General features: G+C 36.0%; 20 protein-coding genes. 6 read left to right on the top strand and 14 right to left on the bottom strand.

Annotated elements, in window-relative coordinates:
• Positions 1-6 precede the first annotated feature (6 nt).
• From EG2_RS07075 to EG2_RS07100, 6 genes are read right to left on the bottom strand one after another with little or no spacing between them, the layout of a single operon-like run.
• Positions 7-1,824 carry a polysaccharide biosynthesis protein gene (locus EG2_RS07075; protein ID WP_060814143.1) on the bottom strand — a complete coding sequence of 606 codons (1,818 nt, stop codon included), beginning with the start codon at positions 1,822-1,824 and terminating at the stop codon, positions 7-9.
• 12 nt (positions 1,825-1,836) lie between these two features.
• Positions 1,837-2,601: a tyrosine-protein phosphatase gene (locus EG2_RS07080; RefSeq protein WP_060814144.1), complete on the bottom strand. Its 765-nt coding sequence runs from the start codon at positions 2,599-2,601 to the stop codon at positions 1,837-1,839.
• A 20-nt stretch (positions 2,602-2,621) separates the two neighbouring features.
• Positions 2,622-3,326: a CpsD/CapB family tyrosine-protein kinase gene (locus EG2_RS07085; RefSeq protein WP_003126043.1), complete on the bottom strand. Its 705-nt coding sequence runs from the start codon at positions 3,324-3,326 to the stop codon at positions 2,622-2,624.
• A gap of 11 nt (positions 3,327-3,337) precedes the next feature.
• Positions 3,338-4,117, bottom strand: coding sequence for a YveK family protein (locus tag EG2_RS07090; protein ID WP_060814145.1), 780 nt, complete (start codon positions 4,115-4,117; stop codon positions 3,338-3,340).
• Positions 4,118-4,132: 15 nt separating this feature from the next.
• A complete protein-coding gene (locus tag EG2_RS07095) occupies positions 4,133-5,065 on the bottom strand; it encodes an LCP family glycopolymer transferase (protein WP_060814146.1) in 933 nt (310 codons plus the stop codon).
• A gap of 48 nt (positions 5,066-5,113) precedes the next feature.
• Complete coding sequence (locus tag EG2_RS07100; protein ID WP_060814147.1) at positions 5,114-5,983, bottom strand: hypothetical protein; 870 nt, start codon at positions 5,981-5,983, stop codon at positions 5,114-5,116.
• A gap of 730 nt (positions 5,984-6,713) precedes the next feature.
• Here EG2_RS07100 and EG2_RS07105 point away from each other — a divergent pair.
• Both EG2_RS07105 and EG2_RS07110 read left to right on the top strand, forming a co-directional pair.
• The gene (locus EG2_RS07105; protein ID WP_060814148.1) at positions 6,714-8,183 is read left to right on the top strand and encodes a helix-turn-helix domain-containing protein; all 1,470 of its coding nucleotides are present in this window, start codon (positions 6,714-6,716) and stop codon (positions 8,181-8,183) included.
• Positions 8,184-8,343: 160 nt separating this feature from the next.
• On the top strand, positions 8,344-9,276 hold the full coding sequence (locus EG2_RS07110; protein WP_060814149.1) for an L-lactate dehydrogenase: 933 nt from the start codon (positions 8,344-8,346) through the stop codon (positions 9,274-9,276).
• Positions 9,277-9,382: 106 nt separating this feature from the next.
• On the opposite strand, the gene EG2_RS07115 is transcribed toward EG2_RS07110, so the two are convergent.
• From EG2_RS07115 to EG2_RS07125, 3 genes are all read right to left on the bottom strand, one after another.
• Complete coding sequence (locus EG2_RS07115) at positions 9,383-10,576, bottom strand: 3D domain-containing protein (RefSeq protein ID WP_060814160.1); 1,194 nt, start codon at positions 10,574-10,576, stop codon at positions 9,383-9,385.
• Positions 10,577-10,779: 203 nt separating this feature from the next.
• Positions 10,780-11,550, bottom strand: coding sequence for a putative ABC transporter permease (locus tag EG2_RS07120; RefSeq protein WP_060814150.1), 771 nt, complete (start codon positions 11,548-11,550; stop codon positions 10,780-10,782).
• 145 nt (positions 11,551-11,695) lie between these two features.
• Positions 11,696-12,058 carry a DUF7006 family protein gene (locus EG2_RS07125; protein WP_060814151.1) on the bottom strand — a complete coding sequence of 121 codons (363 nt, stop codon included), beginning with the start codon at positions 12,056-12,058 and terminating at the stop codon, positions 11,696-11,698.
• Between the two features lie 392 nt (positions 12,059-12,450).
• Here EG2_RS07125 and EG2_RS07130 point away from each other — a divergent pair, with 392 nt between their 5' ends.
• The gene (locus EG2_RS07130) at positions 12,451-12,681 is read left to right on the top strand and encodes a hypothetical protein (RefSeq protein WP_249024264.1); all 231 of its coding nucleotides are present in this window, start codon (positions 12,451-12,453) and stop codon (positions 12,679-12,681) included.
• Positions 12,682-12,841: 160 nt separating this feature from the next.
• On the opposite strand, the gene EG2_RS18335 is transcribed toward EG2_RS07130, so the two are convergent.
• Complete coding sequence (locus tag EG2_RS18335; RefSeq protein WP_071870118.1) at positions 12,842-13,774, bottom strand: IS30 family transposase; 933 nt, start codon at positions 13,772-13,774, stop codon at positions 12,842-12,844.
• A gap of 110 nt (positions 13,775-13,884) precedes the next feature.
• Here EG2_RS18335 and EG2_RS07140 point away from each other — a divergent pair, with 110 nt between their 5' ends.
• The gene (locus tag EG2_RS07140; RefSeq protein WP_060814152.1) at positions 13,885-14,118 is read left to right on the top strand and encodes a hypothetical protein; all 234 of its coding nucleotides are present in this window, start codon (positions 13,885-13,887) and stop codon (positions 14,116-14,118) included.
• 16 nt (positions 14,119-14,134) lie between these two features.
• The gene (locus tag EG2_RS07145) at positions 14,135-14,536 is read left to right on the top strand and encodes a hypothetical protein (protein WP_060814153.1); all 402 of its coding nucleotides are present in this window, start codon (positions 14,135-14,137) and stop codon (positions 14,534-14,536) included.
• A gap of 93 nt (positions 14,537-14,629) precedes the next feature.
• Here EG2_RS07145 and EG2_RS07150 read toward each other — a convergent pair whose 3' ends face one another.
• The 4 genes from EG2_RS07150 to EG2_RS07165 all read right to left on the bottom strand — a co-directional run bounded on the left by EG2_RS07150 (position 14,630) and on the right by EG2_RS07165 (position 17,193).
• Complete coding sequence (locus EG2_RS07150; protein WP_060814154.1) at positions 14,630-15,103, bottom strand: hypothetical protein; 474 nt, start codon at positions 15,101-15,103, stop codon at positions 14,630-14,632.
• Positions 15,104-15,119: 16 nt separating this feature from the next.
• Complete coding sequence (locus EG2_RS07155; RefSeq protein ID WP_082709532.1) at positions 15,120-15,695, bottom strand: streptococcin A-M57; 576 nt, start codon at positions 15,693-15,695, stop codon at positions 15,120-15,122.
• 591 nt (positions 15,696-16,286) lie between these two features.
• Positions 16,287-16,436, bottom strand: coding sequence for a hypothetical protein (locus EG2_RS18790; protein ID WP_156424230.1), 150 nt, complete (start codon positions 16,434-16,436; stop codon positions 16,287-16,289).
• Positions 16,437-16,917: 481 nt separating this feature from the next.
• Positions 16,918-17,193 carry a hypothetical protein gene (locus tag EG2_RS07165; protein WP_147283390.1) on the bottom strand — a complete coding sequence of 92 codons (276 nt, stop codon included), beginning with the start codon at positions 17,191-17,193 and terminating at the stop codon, positions 16,918-16,920.
• Positions 17,194-17,562: 369 nt separating this feature from the next.
• On the opposite strand from EG2_RS07165, the gene EG2_RS07170 reads away from it, so the two are divergent.
• A partial coding sequence (locus EG2_RS07170) for an Ig-like domain-containing protein (protein WP_174520214.1) occupies positions 17,563-18,756 on the top strand: 1,194 nt, incomplete at its 3' end.

Genomic DNA, 18,756 nt, shown 5'->3' on the forward strand with positions numbered 1-18,756 from the left:
CCACTCCTATTTATTTGAAGCATTGGCAAAAGCAACAACATCTTTTGCTAGCTGTTTGTCATCATCAGATAATTGTTTAACAAATTCCATGACTTCTGCTATTGAATAGCCAGTGATGTTGCCAACAAAAATTTTCTCAAACACGGCTTCATCGTTTCGCTCTTTATCTAATAGCAGTTCTTCATAGAGTTTTTCCCCAGGACGAATCCCGGTCTCAATAATTTCTATCTCATCTTCACTATAACCACTCAATCGAATCATATTTTTTGCCAAATCAATGATTTTGACTGGCTCACTCATATCAAGAATGAAGATCTCTCCACCTTTAGCCAAAGCTCCTGATTGAATTACCAATCGGCTGGCTTCCGGAATCGTCATAAAATAGCGCGTCATGCGAAAATCCGTGATGGTAATTGGTCCGCCATTTGCGATTTGTTCTCGAAAGACAGGAATCACACTCCCTCGAGAGCCTAACACATTCCCAAAGCGGACAGCCGAAAATTTCGTACATCCTGCTTCATTTAATCCGGTAACGATCATTTCGGCGATTCTTTTCGTCGCTCCCATGACATTCGGAGGATTATTTGCTTTGTCTGTAGAAACCATAACGAAGTTTTTTACTTTGGCTGCTTTAGCAGCTTCTGCCACATTTTTAGTTCCGTAAACGTTGTTTTTAACGGCTTCTCTTGGATTGTATTCCATCAATGGCACATGTTTGTGGGCCGCAGCATGATAAACAATTTCTGGTTGATAATCTTCCATGATTGCAAAGATTTTCTTACGGTCTTGGATGTCTGCAATGATAGGAACGATTTCCGTAACACACTCTGAGTAGTTGTTTCTTAATTCGCGCTCAATTAAATAGATCGAGTTTTCTCCGTGACCCAGTAACAATAGCCTACGAGGGTTGAAGCGGATTACCTGACGACAAATCTCTGAACCGATTGATCCACCGGCACCTGTCACTAGGATCGTTTTTCCCGTGATTTGATCTTTGATGGCATCAATATCCAACTGGACTTCATCTCGTCCTAATAAGTCAACCACATCGATTTCTTTTAAGCGAGAAAGATTGATTTTTCCTGAAGCGACTTCTTCCATTGACGGCATACTATTCACTTTTACATGTAACGGCTCAATCAATTCAAAAATTTCACGAAGCTTTTTGCGGGAAAGAGACGGAATCGCGATAGTGACCATAGCAATTTCATATTTTTCAACTAGTTCAGGTAAGTCTTTGATAGAGCCGAGTACTTTCTTGCCAGAAAGATAGGTATGTCTTTTATTCGGATCATCATCAATGAAACCAATCACATTGATATCGCCAGCTGTTTTTGAACCTAACAAGCTATTATAGAGAATTCGGCCACCCTCGCCAGCTCCTAGAATCAAGGTGTTCTTTACTTCTTCACTCGTTATGCAGCGGCTGTTTTTCTTCTCGATGTACAAGCGCCAAACTAATCGACTAGCAATGATAAAGAACATCGAAAGAAAGTAAGTTGAGACTACTAGTCGCATACTATAATTTTCTTTACTAAAAAAAAGAAGAATAATCGTTGTAAATGAACTTAATGTCAACGCTAAAAAAATGGCGATCATTTCTCGCAGATTCGTGTAACGATTAATTCTTGAAAAGACACGAAAAATCCAGCCAAATAGCCAGTATAAAACTATTGAAAGGACAATTGAAATTTGCATAAAATCCATTGGAATCCTAACAAATGGTTTCATAAAATAATACGAAGCAATATTGGCAAAAACCAATAAGATGCTGTCCACTAGAATCAACGTGGCTATTTTTCTTCTTCTTGTTAACTCAAACAACCCAAAAGCCCCCTAAAATAACCCAAACTTTTTCTTTTTTATTTCTATAAAATCTGGATAATCAATTTGATCCCCATTTATCAAATCTTTCGCCACTTGTTTCATTAAAGCCACTTTACTTGGATCAAAATCTTTGGCGATTTGCTCATAAGCCTCTTTCATATAAAAAGTCCGTTTCTTGACTCCATGAGCATCTGAAGCTACCATCTGAACCAAATTGTATTCAACCATTATTTTGGCCGTTTTTTGAATGTCTTTTCCAAAGACTCCCAAATAGCTTGGAGCTGTCAATTGTGCTAAGCACCCCATTTCTAGGAATGGAAGCAAATTATTTGGATCTTTTCTAAAATAGGCGTTTCGCTCTGGATGCACGATAACTGGTGTCTTTCCAAGACTCTTCAACTCAAAAAAGACTTGTTCGGAATAAGTTGGTACTTCCATTGTAGGAAATTCTATCAAAATATACGTATCGTCCAGATCCGTAAATAAAATCTCATCGTTACGAATATCCTCAATTAAATCTCCTGTTATCCGTACCTCTTGTCCTTCTAACACGGTCAACGGCAAATTTCGTTGGTCTAATTCTGATTGCAAAGAAGAGACCAACGAAATAACGTCAGATTTTGGATTGTGATATTTCCCGTTGTTGTGATGTGGCGTACACAGGATGTGAGTGATTCCTTGACTGATGGCTTTTTCTGCCATCGCAATACTTGCTTCCATCGTTTCGGCACCATCATCGATACCAGGTAAAATATGACAATGTAAATCAATCATTTCGTTCGTCTCCTAATTAATTAATTCCCGTAATAATAATAATAGCCTGAATCTTTGTTATTCTCTGCCCCGTTATAGACTACCCCTAATACACGAGCTTGCACCATATTCAATAATTCTTTTGCTTTTGTTAATGGCTCTTTGCGGGAAACATTTTCGCGCACAACGAGAATCGTCCCATCCGCTTTGGACGCCATGATTTGGGCGTCCGTTACTGCCACTACTGGCGGCATATCAAAAATCACGATATCATAGAGTTTCTTTGCTTCCGCCATCACTTGGTTCATTCTAGATGATCCCAATAATTCCGAAGGGTTTGGTGGTTTAGGACCACTTGGTAAAATGGAGAGATTGTCAATCACTGTTTGTTGGGCTGCCTCAGCTAGATTCGTTGAAGTACTCAAAACTGTACTAACGCCCACATTATTCAGTAAATTAAATGTTTTGTGGACGGTGGGCTTCCGCATATCTGCATCCACTAACAATACTCGTTGACCTGATTTTGCAAAGACCACTGCTAAGTTCGCAGATGTGGTCGATTTGCCTTCGCCTGGTCCCGAAGAAGTTACTACTAATGTTTTTATTTGTTGATCTGCTGAAGAGGCAAATTGAATATTGGTTCGAATCGTTCGATATTGTTCTGAAATAGGAGAAGAAGGATCCACTAATGTGATCAGACTTACTGCATGGGTTTGGGTCCCTTTACGTTCTTGTTGTTTAGCCATGTCTCTTCCTCCTATACTCTTGAACGGCTGCGACGAGATTCCGTCGTTTTGTCATTCGTTGGTTTCTTCAAAGTTGGTCTTGTTGGTTTCTTTTGGATCGTCGCATTTAATTCTTTTTGCGACATTTGCGGTACTGTCCCTAAAATTGTATAACCAATCGTATCGGTAACAAATTTGTCGTCTTTTACGGTACGATCTAATAATTCAAATAAGAAAGCAAGTCCGACACCGACCATCAGTCCTAAAACTAAGCCAATCACTAGATTTAATTTGTTATTTGGCGATACCGGCGATGTGCTGGCAACAGCACTTGAAATGATGGAAATCTTGTCCACATTCATGACGTCCTTGGCATTTTCCTGAAAGACTAGTGCTGTGGTGTTAGCAATTTTTTGTGCGGTCACAGCATTCGGATTGGTTGCTTGAATCGAAAACATTTGGGAATTTTGAGACTGATTGACTGAAATCGCCTCTTTGATTTCTCCAGCTGTCATTTTGACATTGCTTTCTGATTCCAGACGATCTTTGACTTCATTCAATACTAAGTCACTGACGATCATGTCTTTATACGTATTGATCATTTGTAGATTGGTATTTACGTCATTGACATTTGCTGTTTCCGATTGCGGCAGTGTCACGATCAATTGGGCTTGTGAACTATACTTTGGTGTGATCACAAAGAAGGTTGCAATTCCTGCAAGTGCCAAGCCGGCAAACATGGCAATAATGATTGAAGCCAAGTGTTTTCGCAAGACTTCAAATATCTCTTTTAAGCTAATTGTTTCTTCCATTTCTTCTCCACTTTCTTATTCATTCTCTAGATTTAATTGTTCTTTCAGTTCTGTTTGAACTCGACTCAGTTCTTCCTCACTAACCCGTTGGTAGGAAATGCCATCTTGCATGAAGCCTTCCCCTTTAAGTTGATCTTGTTTGATCGTTTTGAAAGCATCTCGATAATCCAAGGCAATCGTCCGCATATTATCAAAACTCATATCTGTCTTCATGTTGCTTTCGACAGCACTCAAGATATCTTGGTATTTGCTGACACCATCAAAACTCAACACTTTCTTGGCAATTCCCTCAACGATTTTACGTTGTCGTTCTTGACGGCCATAATCGCCATTGGGATCTTCATGTCGCATTCGGGAATACGCCAATGCTTGATCGCCATCTAGAGTGATTTTTCCAATCGTGAAATCATAATTATCTTGACTAAAAGTCAGGTCGTTATTGACCTCAATGCCTCCCACGGCATCTACCAATTCTTTCAGACCGGCCATATTGATTGAGATGTAATGATCAACGGGAATATCTAAATATTTTTGCACGGTGTCCATCGACATTGCAGGACCACCAAATGCATAGGCATGATTGATTTTGTCTTTCGTACCATGACCGACAATGTCCACATAAGTATCCCGAGCAATACTGACAATCGTTGTTTGTTGATCTTCTGGACTAACCGTCGCTACCATCATTGTATCTGAACGGCCTTGATCGACACGTCCCAAGTCCCCAGTATCGATCCCCATCAATAGAACTGAAAAGGACTCTTGTTTTTTTAAATCAACAGGATTTTCCCGCTTCTTTTCATCTTGTGAACGCTCCACCGATTCATAGGTCTTTTGGATCGAACCGGATAGATCCATGTACAGTTTGGCACCGATTCCTACAGCACCGATCACGAGTACAGCAACGATTCCAAAAATAATCAAAAAAATCTTTTTTCCTTTTGACATAATTATTCCTCCAGTTGGCTCTTCCTATCTTCCTAAATTATGCTTGTACTAATAATTGTAGGAATCTGAATTTGTCTCCGTACCTTCAGTTGTGTCTGAGTAAGTCTCACTGTTCGCTACCGTATTTGTTGAAGAGTTGCTGGAATAGTAACCCGTGTAACCCATTTGTGCGGCAACGGACTCTGCAAGTTTAGTAAACTTGTCTTTCAGCTGATCATTTCGTATTTGACTGATACTATCAATAGCCGCCAAATATTTTTCATAAGTTACCGCATCGGTGACCTTTTCATCCTGTAGCATACTATCAAATTCACTTTGCAGTTGAATAATGCGTGCTAATTGGGCGTCTGCAAACCCGAGATATTCCGCAACCAGGGATTTCCACTGACTATCTGGAAGAAAATTCAAATTTTCACGAACACTGCCAATATCCGTGTCTTTAAGGTCCTCTTTGATGATGACATTATTTTCTGCATGTTGCCAATTGGAAATACCTGTCGCAAATAGATTCCCGGTTGCTTCTTGGATTTTTTGCTTTGCTTCGATATCCTTCAATTCATCGTCAATGGCTTGTTTCTGCTTTTGGATCTCTTTTGCATCTGCCGGCAATGCATTCTCTTCGATGCCGTATTCTTCACCAGATACTTTGATCATGGACAACTTTCCGACTAGCTGGCTGATATCATCAGCGGTGATGCCCGCTTTTAAGAATGTTCGATCTTCATTGAGATAAAGGCTTGCGACCTCCTTCTTCAATGATGCAATACTGTCGGTCTCACTGGCGATCGCAGTTTGCGCATATTCTACCCGCTGCTGGTATTGTCGCTGATTGTTCTGGCGATACCCAACCAAACAAATGGCAACGGCTCCAACACCGACTGCCACAACGGTCAAAGTCTTAAATAACGGCTTTCCCATGAACACACTCCCTAAATTATTTGTGCTTTATAAATTTATCTTTTCAATCAAGAAAAGCAAATTTGCTCAATTCTAGTTAATTATAAGAGAAAATTGAAATTAAATAAAGGTAATTTACCAAGTTTTTACATCATTAAGAACAATGTTTTTGTAAAAATTGTGATTTAACTTGAATAAAACAGCGATTTCTTTTATATAAAAAAACACGAATAAGTATAAATTTTGTTATTTAATTTCTGACGATCATTTTTTTCATTAAAAGAATTTCATTCTCTTTTTCATCTTTCGTTAGCCATTCGTTAGGGTGTTTCCCTTGTAAAAAGCGCAACATCATGAACAGCGAGAAAAATCACTATTTTGTTTCTTAAAGGAATCTTGAGCGTGGGCACTTTTTTTCAAGTCTTTTTTCAATCTAGTAATTAAATAATTTAAATAGTTGAAAAAACCATTTTTTACTCATTTAATTTTCTATTTTTAAGTGCTCGCTTTGATCTGTTCTGATAAACTAGCTTATTTTTCAATATTCTATTCTTTGAAATGGGAAGATGTCTGTTCTTTTTCATCTGCTTTTTTTGCCAATAAATGACCGCAAAAGAATGGTTTATTGGTAATTCATTTCAATTTTTTCACCGTTTGATGAAATACGTGATTTGTTATTGCGATTGTAACTTCATTAAGATAGCTATAGACAGATTCAATTCTTTAATTGGAAAATGAAAGGAGCAAACCAGTGAGAGAGCTTCAGATGAAATTCGTTACGAATACTGCAACGATCCGTTGGATGCGCATTCTCGACTTATTTGAGTTAGAGCCGCTTTGCTCTACTCGTGCACTGGCAAAGGCTTCCTCAAGTACGACGCGAACAATTGTGACAGATATCACAGACATGAAGTCCCACTTCAAGGATGCCCTCCATATCGATTCGTCCCACAAAGGCTATATTTTCACCGTATTGAACCCGGCGAAGTACCTCGCAGCGAAACGAGCACTGATTACTGACGAGATTCTTTTCCATATTGTCGAGAGTATTTTTCAGCATGAAGAAATGCGTTCGTCAGAATGGGCAGAAAGGTATCATATCTCGGAGAGTACGGTTCTTCGTTACTTGAGAAAAATACAACCTGTTCTTCGCGACTACCACTTGCAGCTGGACTATAACCCGATTACATTCATTGGCGATGAAATGGATATCCGTAAATTTTTTCATGATTTTTATTATGAATCAGAAATCACGGCACACACGATCTTTCCCCCTATTGCGATTCACGACATCACCGTCAAAGCTTTTTCTGACTGCCAGCGAACCAACAAGCAAGCTTGTTCATTTGGAGAGCTCAATTATTATTTGTACATAACCCTTGAGCGCTATTGCGGGGGACACTCAGTGAAACTACCCCAAAAAATCAGCAAACTGTTTTCAACCAAAGAAGATTTCAAAGAATTTGCGGAAATCAATCAGCATATCTTTGATCACTACCAGCAAAGACTCCCCCAAGAAGAAATTCTCTATCTCTTTCTGTTGGTTTGGAGCCGCCGTTCGATTAGTGACGTTACCGGTGAGGAAGTCTTCTGCCAAAAATACAATCAGTGGGCAGAAATCACTCAGTTGGCCAGTGATTTTGTAGCCACCTGTATTCCTGAAACCAAAAATTCTTCCCGCGATCATATCTTGATCGAATCTTTCTTTACCGTAGCCAAAATCAAGCAGTTGCTCTCCCCTTTGTTGAATCATAATATTGCCGATGTCAACCTTTACGCGCAGCGCTTGTTTCCTGAGTCTTATCAAAAATGTCGGAATTTTCTCACAGAAAATCCATTAGCTGTTGCTACTTGGAATAAAAAAAGTTTATCCCATTTAAGCGCCAGTCTGACGATCTATTTGGAATCTATCAAATCGCTTTATTGGCATACAAAAAAAAATGTTGCTTTCTTATTTGAAGGCTCATACATTCTCTGTCAGTATTTAAAAAGCAAATCGATGCATTACTTGCATAGCTCCAAAAACTTTTTCTTTCCAGATTCAAATGAATTGTCACCTGATTATTTAATGATGAATCACATTGATCTCGTGGTAACAAATTACACAGAATATGTTGCCGATTATGCTAATGACATTGATTGTTTGATTTTTAAAACTTTCCCTGACAAAAATGACTGGAATAAGCTGGCCAAATGTCTCAATCCTCATATGAATGCTTAAGAGCACTTCCAACTATGACAGGGGAAGTGCTCTTAAGCGCCTATTGCTTCCCTAATTATAAGACAGTAACGCCGCTGAGAACGTATCAATACTCTTTTTTCTGGTTCTTTGGTACAGTTTAGGTGTATTTTAAGTCGAATCAAATTTGGGAGGATCTTTCATGGAGAAAATCATTCTGATCGGAAATGGGGATGTAGGTTCGAGTTACAGTTTTGCATTAGTCGCTCAAGGAATTGGCAATGAAATTGGTATTATTGATTTAGATAAGGCAAAAGCAGCGGGTGACATTCAGGATTTAAATCATGGCTTGGCATATGTTGGTCCAAAAACACTATATGTTGCTGATTATGAGGATTGTCGAGATGCAGATCTTGTAGTGATCACCGCTGGTGCAGCACAGCTGCCCCATGAAACACGACTGGATTTGACGAAAAAGAATGCCCAGATCATGAAGAAGATCGTGAAATCTGTTATTGCTAGCGGTTTTCAAGGGATCTTCTTGATTGCTAGTAATCCAGTAGATGTTTTGACTCACTATGTCAAAAAACTCACTGGCTTTCCCTCTCACAAAGTGATTGGCTCTGGGACTTCTCTCGATAGTGCGCGCTTACGTAATGCAATTGGCGAGCAGTTGACCATTGATCCACGGGATATTCAGATTTACGTCTTAGGGGAACATGGTGACACCCAATTCCCAGTCTGGTCCCATGGCAATATTGGTGGCTTAAGTGTTCACGAGTGGCTGGAAACACACCCAAATTTTTCGGAGCAAGATCTCGGCCTGATTGCAGAAAAAGTGAAAAATGCCGCTTATGACATCATTGCTGCCAAAGGTTCGACACATTATGGGATAGCGATCTCGCTGGCTAGGATCACCCGCAGTATTTTAAAAGATGAACATGCAGTACTGCCGGTTTCTGTACACTTAGAGGGACAGTATCAAGCAACAGATGTCTGTATTAGTTCCCCTGCAATCGTTAATAGTCAAGGCATTCGCGAAATTATTGAAATGCCTCTCAATGAGTCCGAGCAACAACGGATGTACGATTCCATCCAAGCATTGAAAACGATGCAGGCACAGCTGCAGGAATGAAACGAGCTTTTCTAGATGATGCTTTTATCCACTAAATAAAAAAGCGTATCTTGTCCACCATCAATCATGAATGATGGTAGGGTTACAAGATACGCTTTTTCGTTTATTAGTCTAGAATCGTTACTTTTACTTGACGTCGGCCCCATTGCAGACATTTGGCTACATTATCAAAGTGGACATCAATGATATTTCCTTTGATCGCGCCTCCTGTATCTAGCGCCAGCGCCACGCCATATCCTTCAACATTCACCAAGGTACCTAAGGGGATCACACTTGGATCGACTGCGACCGCCATTGGATTGCTGCGAAGATCTGTTCCGCTGGCAGTCAGGTGGCTAGCACCTTTCTCTGCATAAGAATATGCGGTTGATTCCATGATCATCGTCTTGCCGCTGGAAGGTGTGTTGCTACCCGAATTGTTCGAGCTGTTATTCGTGTTGTTTGAACTATTATTCGTCGAACTGCTGCTCGTATTGCTTGAAGCTGAATTGCTGCTTGAACTGCTGTTTGATTGCGAGCTCTCATTTGAAGACGACGACTCTTGACTTGCGCTTTCACTTGCTGCTTTTGCCGCTGCCTTTGCTTCTTTTTCTTTAGCTTCTTGTTCGGCCGCTTCTTTTGCTGCTCTTTCTTTTGCTGCTTTTTCAGCAGCTATCCGAGCTTCTTCTGCTTCTTTGCTGGAAGCAATCTTTGCTAAAGTCGATTCGTTTTCTTTCAATTGTGTTTGCAAGTTGGCGATCTTACTATCCAACTCTTGCGCCTGTGCTTCCAAAGAGGATTGATCCTGCTGTAAGGATTCTTTGGTAGACTCGGCTTTTTCTTGCAGAGACTCTAATTTTTCTTTTTCAGATGTCAACGAGTCGATTTTTTCTTTTTCTAGATTTTGGAGCATTGTCATGGCGTAAGCCCGGTTGATGAAATCTTGGATATTGGAAGATTCCAACAAGACTGTCCAATCTCTGGTTACTCCACCGTTGACCTGAATGTCTTTCATTCGTTCCGCAACTACAGCTTCACGTTTTTCGATCGTTTCTTGCGTTGCCTTTATTTCTTCTTTGGTTTGTGCCAACGTTTCTTCATTGTCAGCGATTTGTGCTTTTAATGCTTCAACCTCGCTGTATTTATTATTGACATCGGTCAAAGCGATTTGTACTTCTGTACTGATTTGCTGACTTTGCTGCATAACGGCACTTTCTTTCTCTTTCAATGATTCCAGAGATTCAGCCTGCGCAAAGATCGGCGAAACGATACCTGCCGCAAAGACTGCGACGACCATGGTACGTAATTTCTTTGCCTTCAAAAAAATTCCCTCACTTCTCACTATGGTTTCCAACGCTTATTATTATACAAATTCTTGGGTCAAGATATATTGCAACTCTTTTACAATTTATTACAATTTTTAGCCAAAGTGGGAGAAATAAGAGTCTATTAAAAAATAATTCACGTGAAAGTGGGAAACCAGAGCTTTGAAAAGGCTTTATTTATCGTAACACTTTTGTAACATTACTCTCTCTTCTTACGTAATTCTTCCACAAATCGCCGTAAGTCTTGAACATTGGCAATCTCATTGATTTGTAGTTTTTGAAAGTTTTTTAAAAGTCTTCGCTGATGAAAATTCAGCTTCGGTAACGTTTCACGCAATTGTTGCCAATCGATTGGCAGTTCAGAAATACGTTCCTGCCAATTGTTTTTCTTTTGTTCCAAACTTTCTGATAAAGTGGCTTTCTGCTGTTCAATAGCACGATCCAGTCGTTGAACCGTTCGTTGAAAAGCAGCAAGATTAGCCAATGTATAGCCCATATCCAACGACATCACCATCAACAATCCAACAGGCAGATAAAAACTGAATCTTTCAGCCAACATTTGGACAATAATCAGCATTTGCGGATGAACGATGCGGACGATCAAGACACAGCAAATGCCCCAAAAAATTGAAATTGGGACAGCCACGCGACCATTGATATTCAAAAAAACATTGTGGTAATCCCACCATGAAGCATGAAACAGTTTTTCTAATAAAAAGCTCGTCACGTACTCTAATAAGGTCACTAAAACAGCTGCTGCAAAAAAGAGCAGCAGCAATTGGTTATGTAACGGTCGCAGTAAATACAAGACACCTAAAATCCCAAAGCCATAGATAGGAGTGATCGGTCCTACCAAAAATCCTCGATAAACAAAATGACTAGCTTTTATCGAGCAGTAAACCGTTTCCCACAGCCAGCCCACAAAAGAATACAAGAAAAACAGCAAAACGATCTGAGTAAATTCAGTCACGGAAATCTCTCCTAACGAATGGGTTCAATACCTTTTTTGGAAAAGCATTATAACAGAGCATTATAATAGTAGAAAACTTTTCTTTCTTATTCTAGTATACGCTTTGTTTGTCGTTAAAGAAAAGATTTGTGTTAATCTGAGCGAGTCATCTGCCCTTTCCAAAAAGGATCGAGGGATGTCCTGTATCTGTTAAATTGTAACCGCACAATTCTTTTGTATAGGTGCTATGATCTAGTTCGATGTTCTCGATGATTTCTTCCTCTGAAAAACCTTGGAAATCAAATTCGCTGATATAGCTTCGCAAAAGGACCAATTTGGCATCGAGTAAGATGATTTGTTGTACACTTGTCCAGAAATCCTCCTCAGATTCTTCGCGAACAATTTTTTCTACTTCTGCTTCCGTCACTTGCCAGTATCTATGGACCAATGGCAGACGTTCCTTCATCACTGCAAAATCAATATTCCCACGCATCTTTCGCAAATACTCTTTGACATCTGGATAAAACATCCACTCACCTCTGTTTTCTAGCATTTCCCTGCTTAGGAGACGATCATTGGATAATCGACAGCTAACAAAAAGTTCTGGTCGCCGATGACAACACAAGTGTAACTTTCCGACAATAATCATCCTGAGCAACGAGGGACGCATTCACTTTTTATATAGCATAGCAAATGATTTGTGGGTTTTATAATCAATTTTTGCATCATGTAAGGAAAAATGTGTACAATCTCCTATACTATCCAGACTTAGCCAGCAGATAAACGAAACTTGAATTTTTAAAATTCGTTAAACTACTTTCAATAGTGCTTATTTAGAAAGATTCTTCTATTGCCTTATTTACGAGCTTATTATAGGATAAATAAAATAAGTTTTTTAAAAAAACTAGAAGGAGTAAAAAAATGAAAAAGCACATGGTTTTAGGTTTAGTTGGGTTTGGGTTATTTTTAGCAGGATGTACAGAAAAACCATCGGGATCGGCTGATTCTTCCACAAAAGAAAAAGAACGTACGCAACTTTCTTCCACTGTACGATCTTCTGAAACAGCCAGCACTGGCACTTCAGAAAATGTGATTCCTGTTAAGAAGCAGACGATCACTGGTGTAAGCGGTTATTCCTATTCGTTAGCGTAGTTTGTCAATAGAATCGCAAAAAAATTTTTAACTTTTTTTCAATTCATTAAAATGCTAGCTTATAACCTTTTTAGCTATTTTTTTACATGACAAAATAGAGGTACCCAATTCTATTTTTAAAAATTGGAGTAACTCTTTATTCAATATTCAATTTTTATTCTCAAGCACTCGATTGATAATATTCAAGTGCTGTTTTAAAGCCTAACACTTTTCTAGGACGTGTATTAATTAGATACACATAATGATCTAATTCTTCTTGTGTAACTGTTTGAATATCTTTTCCTTTTGGAATGTATTCTCTTAACAAACCATTCGTATTCTCATTCGTTCCACGTTGCCAAGAACAATACGGATCTGCAAAATATACTGGAACACGCAATTTTTCTTCTAATTCTTCATAATTAGAAAATTCTTTCCCATTATCCGCTGTAATCGAATAAACAATTTCGTTTTCCAATAAAGAAAGCAACGCTTTTGTTACAGTTTGTGCTTTTCTATTTGGTTCGACTTTAGCCAATAATTTACGAGAACAACGATCAACAACAGTAACCAAAACCGACGTTGTGCCTTTAGGACCTACAACTGTATCAATTTCCCAATCACCGATACGCTCTCGATTATTGGCTACTTCTGGTCGTTCATGAATACTTTTTCCACCCTTCATTCGGTTTACATCAAATCGTCGCTTATAAGGTTTTCCTTTTCTTCGCAACAATTCTACTGACCCAACTTTTCCTTCACGAATATAACGATAAATTGTTTTTACAGAAACAAAATTAGAATCAAATTGTCGATAAAATGCCCAAATCATGACAGGTGACCAGCCAATGGCTAGTTTTGATTCAATTTTCCATTTTATTTCTTGCGTAAATTTTAAACGATTCTTACAAGCTGCACGACGTGAATTTGCCAATGCTTGTGCATAAGCTGGTTCATACGTTCCATCTGGTTTACTATTTCGTTTAATTTCTCTAGAAATTGTCGGAGTAGAGCGCCCAATTAGTTCTCCAATTTTAGAAAGAGTTAGTCCTTGTCTACGATACATTGCAATACAATTCCTTTCTAAATCAGTTAACTGATCATATTTGCTCATACTCGTTCCCCCTCCTTTACTTTTCAAATTTTAATACCACAGCACACTAAAATATGCTATAATCATACTACAGCGGTTATTATTTTTAAAGAGTAAAAGGAGGTTCTTTCATGGAAAAAGGGATTGCAGATATTGCCAAAATCAAACAAGTTTTAAAACAAGCCTCAATAAAAGATTTAGCAGAAGGAACAGGTTTAGCAAGAAATACTATTGCAAGTCTAAAATCAGGAGCTCGAAAAGTAGAAAAACTCAATCTTGTTGCTGCAATTAAATTAACTGAATATGCTGATCAAGTATACAAACCAATTATTGAAATTTGGGGACAAGAAGAGAAAAATAACTAAAAGAAAGGACTAAGCTATGAAACAACAAGATTATGAATTCATTGAAGAAGATTACTCAGTTTGCCAAAATCCTGACAATGAACTTGCTGGTTTTGGTATAAATATCTCGTTAATTGCAAAGAAAACAAAATGTAGCTATAGCCTCCAAAAAAACAAGATACAATTAACTAGAAAAGAAAGGCGAAAATTAGATCAAATCATACAGAATTGGCAAAAAGAAATAGATAAAAATCCTCATTCCAACTTATGTCATTTATCCACTCAATTAAAAAAATTAGAAAAAATATTAACAGATACTTATCCAGTATCAAGCGAGATCATACTCTACACAATCGAACTTGAAGGAAGCTATTATTCCTACTTTGATGAAGAAATATCTGACACTTACTGGCCTACCATATCTAAGTCTTTTCCCTAATAAAGAAAGGTCTCTATTTCCAATGAATATATTTTGGAATAAAGACCTTCTTTATTATTATATTATTACTTACATAGCGAAACAGTACCAACATCATTCAATAGTCTTATCCGCTGTAAGCAACCCCAAAAACTTTTGATACTTCATTTCGAAAAAATTTCTAGTAGAAAAATCATTTCCTGTTACGTTCGCAATATGATAATAGTATTTTTTCTTAGCTTCTATTGTCAATAAATATCCAGAATCCAGCCCTAAAGCAGAATAGTCTTTTATCTCAAAACGCTTAATTTCAGTCTTAGGAATATGAATAATCTTTTGGGTATACTCTTCCTCTTTTAATCTTACTGAAGAAATACCACTACCTATCTTTTTTACAAATATTTCATTTGGTGTACAGACTAGTAAAACAATATTCGTAATTAGGCCTTGCACTAAAGGACTAAAAGGAAGACTGTTTAAAACAGGGTGTGCATAACTATAACATGTAAAGTAGTTATTTTGAGGTTTAACTTTTAAAAACTTTAAAAATAATCTTATTTGTTCTTCTAAACAATCATCTATACTCACATAATCACTCCACTAATTAATTCCCCCAACAAGAAATAGCATTAATAGCTATACCAGCTGCAATAGTTGCAGCATTGAATTTTGCAAATTGTGCAGGAGTTAAACTTCTTTTTGCTACATCTAAAAGTATTTTAACAGCATAATCATAATTTTTCCCTTGCAACGCATTAATTAAAGTTTGCATTAGATTTTCACGATTAAGTATATCCCAAACAACACCACCAAATGGTAATGAGTTCATAACAACACATGCAGCATACTTTTGAAGATCACGTTTTTGACGCTTTCCTGTTGGCTGCACAAAATTTTCTAAAATAAATTTCCCTGCTATACCTTCAGAACCATCTAATTCAGCTTTTTTCTGTATAGCTTCTAAATCAGTAACTATATATTGATGTGTTTCTGTATCAACATAACCAGCTTCTTCTAAATAGAATTTCAAACTCTCTACTGCTTGTTGTCTTTGTATTTCTATATCAGGAACTTCATTCACTTTTTCAGCAGCATAAACACTGGTTCCGGCACCGACTAACGTACTTAATCCCATTAACATTACACCTAATAATGAAAAAAATTTAAAAAAACGACTCATTTTTATCCCTCCTGAAAAGTATTATTGTTTATCAATTTTTATCCTTTTAAGCTGTTCGATAAGACGTTTTTTTCCGTTTTTGTTTTATCCTTTCTGTCCTATAACAACTTTTTTCAAGTAAAGAATGACATACTTCTTCTTAAAAAAACAGTCTGTTTTTTTCTATTTTTTCGGTGTATAATAAATATGAGTGTTCATTTTTATTCTTATGCATATTCTAAAATAAAAAAGAACATTCATAAAATTATATCATTTAGAAGTTTATGGTTCATTATTTTTATATTATGACAATATCCTTACCATAAGTATTGAGCAATAATATATAGATATTGATCTCTCATCCATTGAATTATAAAAGAAGGAGAAATAATTATGAAAAAATCTTTTTATTTCCAATTAATTAGAATTTTTGTTTACCTCATTTATCTAACTAACACAAAATACCACTTTATTAAAGATATCCTATTTACAGAATTTCTTTTTATTATTACACTTTCTTGTTTCCTTATAGATACAATAAGTACCATCTATTATATAAAAAACAAGTATAATTAATTTCTTTTTTAATAAATTATTTATACTCTATTAAATTCACAAAAAATGTATACTCTTATACTTTTTATTAAACTTAACTATCTCAATATCACCACAAGTTAGCAAAAATGCTGCAGGTACTGCAACCTCTAAAATTTTTCCTTCAAGAGAAGCAGCTAAATTCGTTGTTTCTTCTCCAAAAAACAAATATTGCTCCAATTGAATTATATCTTATGTGACATTATGAATATGACCATTTTTTCCAAAATCTTTTAATAAAAAAATATCTGACACCTATTGACCTATCATATCTAAATCTTTTCATTAATAAATACGATCCTATTTCAAATATATTTATTAGAAATAGAGACTTTCTTTATTCCAATTCTACAATAGCTTTACTTATTTTTTAACTTATCAATACAGCTACAATTGAAGCAATGAATGTTATTGCAATACAATCACCAATGTTTGCTAAAAATTGGTGATTTTTTATGATATACCCAATTAACGTTGATAAAAAAACACTAATAAACGAATAAATATAACAATTTTTTATTTTTTAGAATTCTAAAAACCATATGTACCACCTCAAAAATCAAAGAAGCGACATCATAAGCAAATTATAAAATGATTGTGTATCTGAAGGTTTATTATTTGCATAGCAACTATTTTCTTCAACAATATTTTACCTGTTAGAAATATCAATATTAAAATATTTATCTAAGTAATACCAAAGTGCTTCAGATAATCCTAAAGTTATAGCGAATAGAACAATACAGCCAAATGTAAAAATCACAGCATACTTCCATTTTTTAGATAATAGAAAACATAGTTCTGCCAATACATATAAAAAGAAAAGAAAATTGAAACTCACTAATTTAATACCAAATGATTCTAAAACTAGGCCAGAAAATGGAATAACAACAAAAATAAATCCCCAAATAGCTAGTCTAACTATCATCAGTATCCTACTATTTTTACAATCACTGATCATAAAACACTCCTATAAGTTAAAAATGGTGTCAATGTAGAAATTCATTGTTTTAACAAGGCTGTTTCTCGAGATATGTAGTATCAAAAGTTTGTTAGAAAGTAAACTTCTCTCAATTTACGTATAAATTAAAAATTAACTAACTCATTTAAATTAAGTTTTTTTAAAATCAAGATATACTTTTTTTATTCTAATAGCTCTTTACTTAGAAAAAGAATTAATAAAACTTTGATACTATTTTCACACAATAATTTTAACTTGTATTTTTACTGAATATTATTATAATTAAAAATGAACGATCATTTTTTGTTCAAATAATATATAGAAAGGATAATTTTAATGGTTGGAAAAAACAATAAAAAGTTATTAGAACTAAAAAGCAATCCAATTATCAAAAAGTGGAGAATTAGTCGACTGAAAACAGGAGTTGCATCAATCGTAATATTTAGTGGGGTATTATTAAGTTCTACTATTTTTATCCCTTTACATACTGTTTCAGCAGAAGAAACAGTAAATACTACTTATTATGATCAATCTAAAAATGTTAGCGATCAACTAACAAATACTAGTATTTCAATATCTAATCATAATAAAGAGAAAATTATATTTCCACACAATGCAGAATCGCTAACTTCAAATTATGCATTCAAAGTCCCTGACTCAGTTAATCCAAAAGATTATTTTTATATTGATTTGAGTAAAAATGGTAATTTTTATGGAATTACAGATGCTAACTCTGTCACAATGCCCAATCTCTTAGCTCCAGATAACTCAATTATAGCAACTGGAAAATACGATATTGATACTAATCGTATTCGATACGAATTTACGGATTATGTAGCAGAGCATGATAACGTTAGCGGAAAAATTTCTTTACCGATCTTTATTGACCCAGAAGTAGTAACTAATACTTCTTATCAAACTATTACTGCGAGCATAGGCAATAGTAAACAAGATTTGACTCTATTAGTGGATTATTCTAAAAATGTAGGACCTCAATATAATGCTAATGGTACTGGTAATATATTTAATGTAGACTTGAATAATCATAATTTTTCTCATACTATCTATGTCAATTCTTTAAAACAGACGTTAGGAAATAAAAGTATTGAAATTAGAAATCAAAGAAAAGAAGAAAATGGATATAATTCTGAAATTATCTATGATAAGACAAATACTAAAATAAAAGTTTATAAAGTAAAAGCAAACGGAAGTCTAACCGATAGCTTTTCTATTGCTACAAATGATTCACTAGAAGATGTGACTAATCAATGCTATATTGATTTTTACGATAATAAAATTAATATTAATTTTCCAAGTAACATAGATAACGAAACTTATGTCGTTCAATATACTTCTCCTTATACAGATAAAAAAGATATTGCTACTAGAGTAGTTATGTATGGTTACTCTCCTTATCAATTAGGCAATACTAGCTGGTATTGGGATAATTATGTAAAATTAACAAATGGGAATGCAAGTGGTGATGGTAGTGTAGTATCACCAGATCCAGAAACTCCAGTAACACCGGAA

Source organism: Enterococcus gallinarum NBRC 100675, assembly GCF_001544275.1.
GTDB lineage: Bacteria > Bacillota > Bacilli > Lactobacillales > Enterococcaceae > Enterococcus_D > Enterococcus_D gallinarum.

Coding starts and splice junctions, on each gene's coding strand:
- EG2_RS18335 (WP_071870118.1), bottom strand. CDS start 13,774: ATGAGCAAATATGATCAGTTAACTGATTTAGAAAGGAATTGTATTGCA.
- EG2_RS07095 (WP_060814146.1), bottom strand. CDS start 5,065: ATGTCAAAAGGAAAAAAGATTTTTTTGATTATTTTTGGAATCGTTGCT.
- EG2_RS07145 (WP_060814153.1), top strand. CDS start 14,135: ATGAAACAACAAGATTATGAATTCATTGAAGAAGATTACTCAGTTTGC.
- EG2_RS07130 (WP_249024264.1), top strand. CDS start 12,451: ATGAAAAAGCACATGGTTTTAGGTTTAGTTGGGTTTGGGTTATTTTTA.
- EG2_RS07110 (WP_060814149.1), top strand. CDS start 8,344: ATGGAGAAAATCATTCTGATCGGAAATGGGGATGTAGGTTCGAGTTAC.
- EG2_RS07165 (WP_147283390.1), bottom strand. CDS start 17,193: ATGATAGTTAGACTAGCTATTTGGGGATTTATTTTTGTTGTTATTCCA.
- EG2_RS07140 (WP_060814152.1), top strand. CDS start 13,885: ATGGAAAAAGGGATTGCAGATATTGCCAAAATCAAACAAGTTTTAAAA.
- EG2_RS07125 (WP_060814151.1), bottom strand. CDS start 12,058: ATGTTTTATCCAGATGTCAAAGAGTATTTGCGAAAGATGCGTGGGAAT.
- EG2_RS07085 (WP_003126043.1), bottom strand. CDS start 3,326: ATGGCTAAACAACAAGAACGTAAAGGGACCCAAACCCATGCAGTAAGT.
- EG2_RS07155 (WP_082709532.1), bottom strand. CDS start 15,695: ATGAGTCGTTTTTTTAAATTTTTTTCATTATTAGGTGTAATGTTAATG.
- EG2_RS07080 (WP_060814144.1), bottom strand. CDS start 2,601: ATGATTGATTTACATTGTCATATTTTACCTGGTATCGATGATGGTGCC.
- EG2_RS07100 (WP_060814147.1), bottom strand. CDS start 5,983: ATGGGAAAGCCGTTATTTAAGACTTTGACCGTTGTGGCAGTCGGTGTT.
- EG2_RS07090 (WP_060814145.1), bottom strand. CDS start 4,117: ATGGAAGAAACAATTAGCTTAAAAGAGATATTTGAAGTCTTGCGAAAA.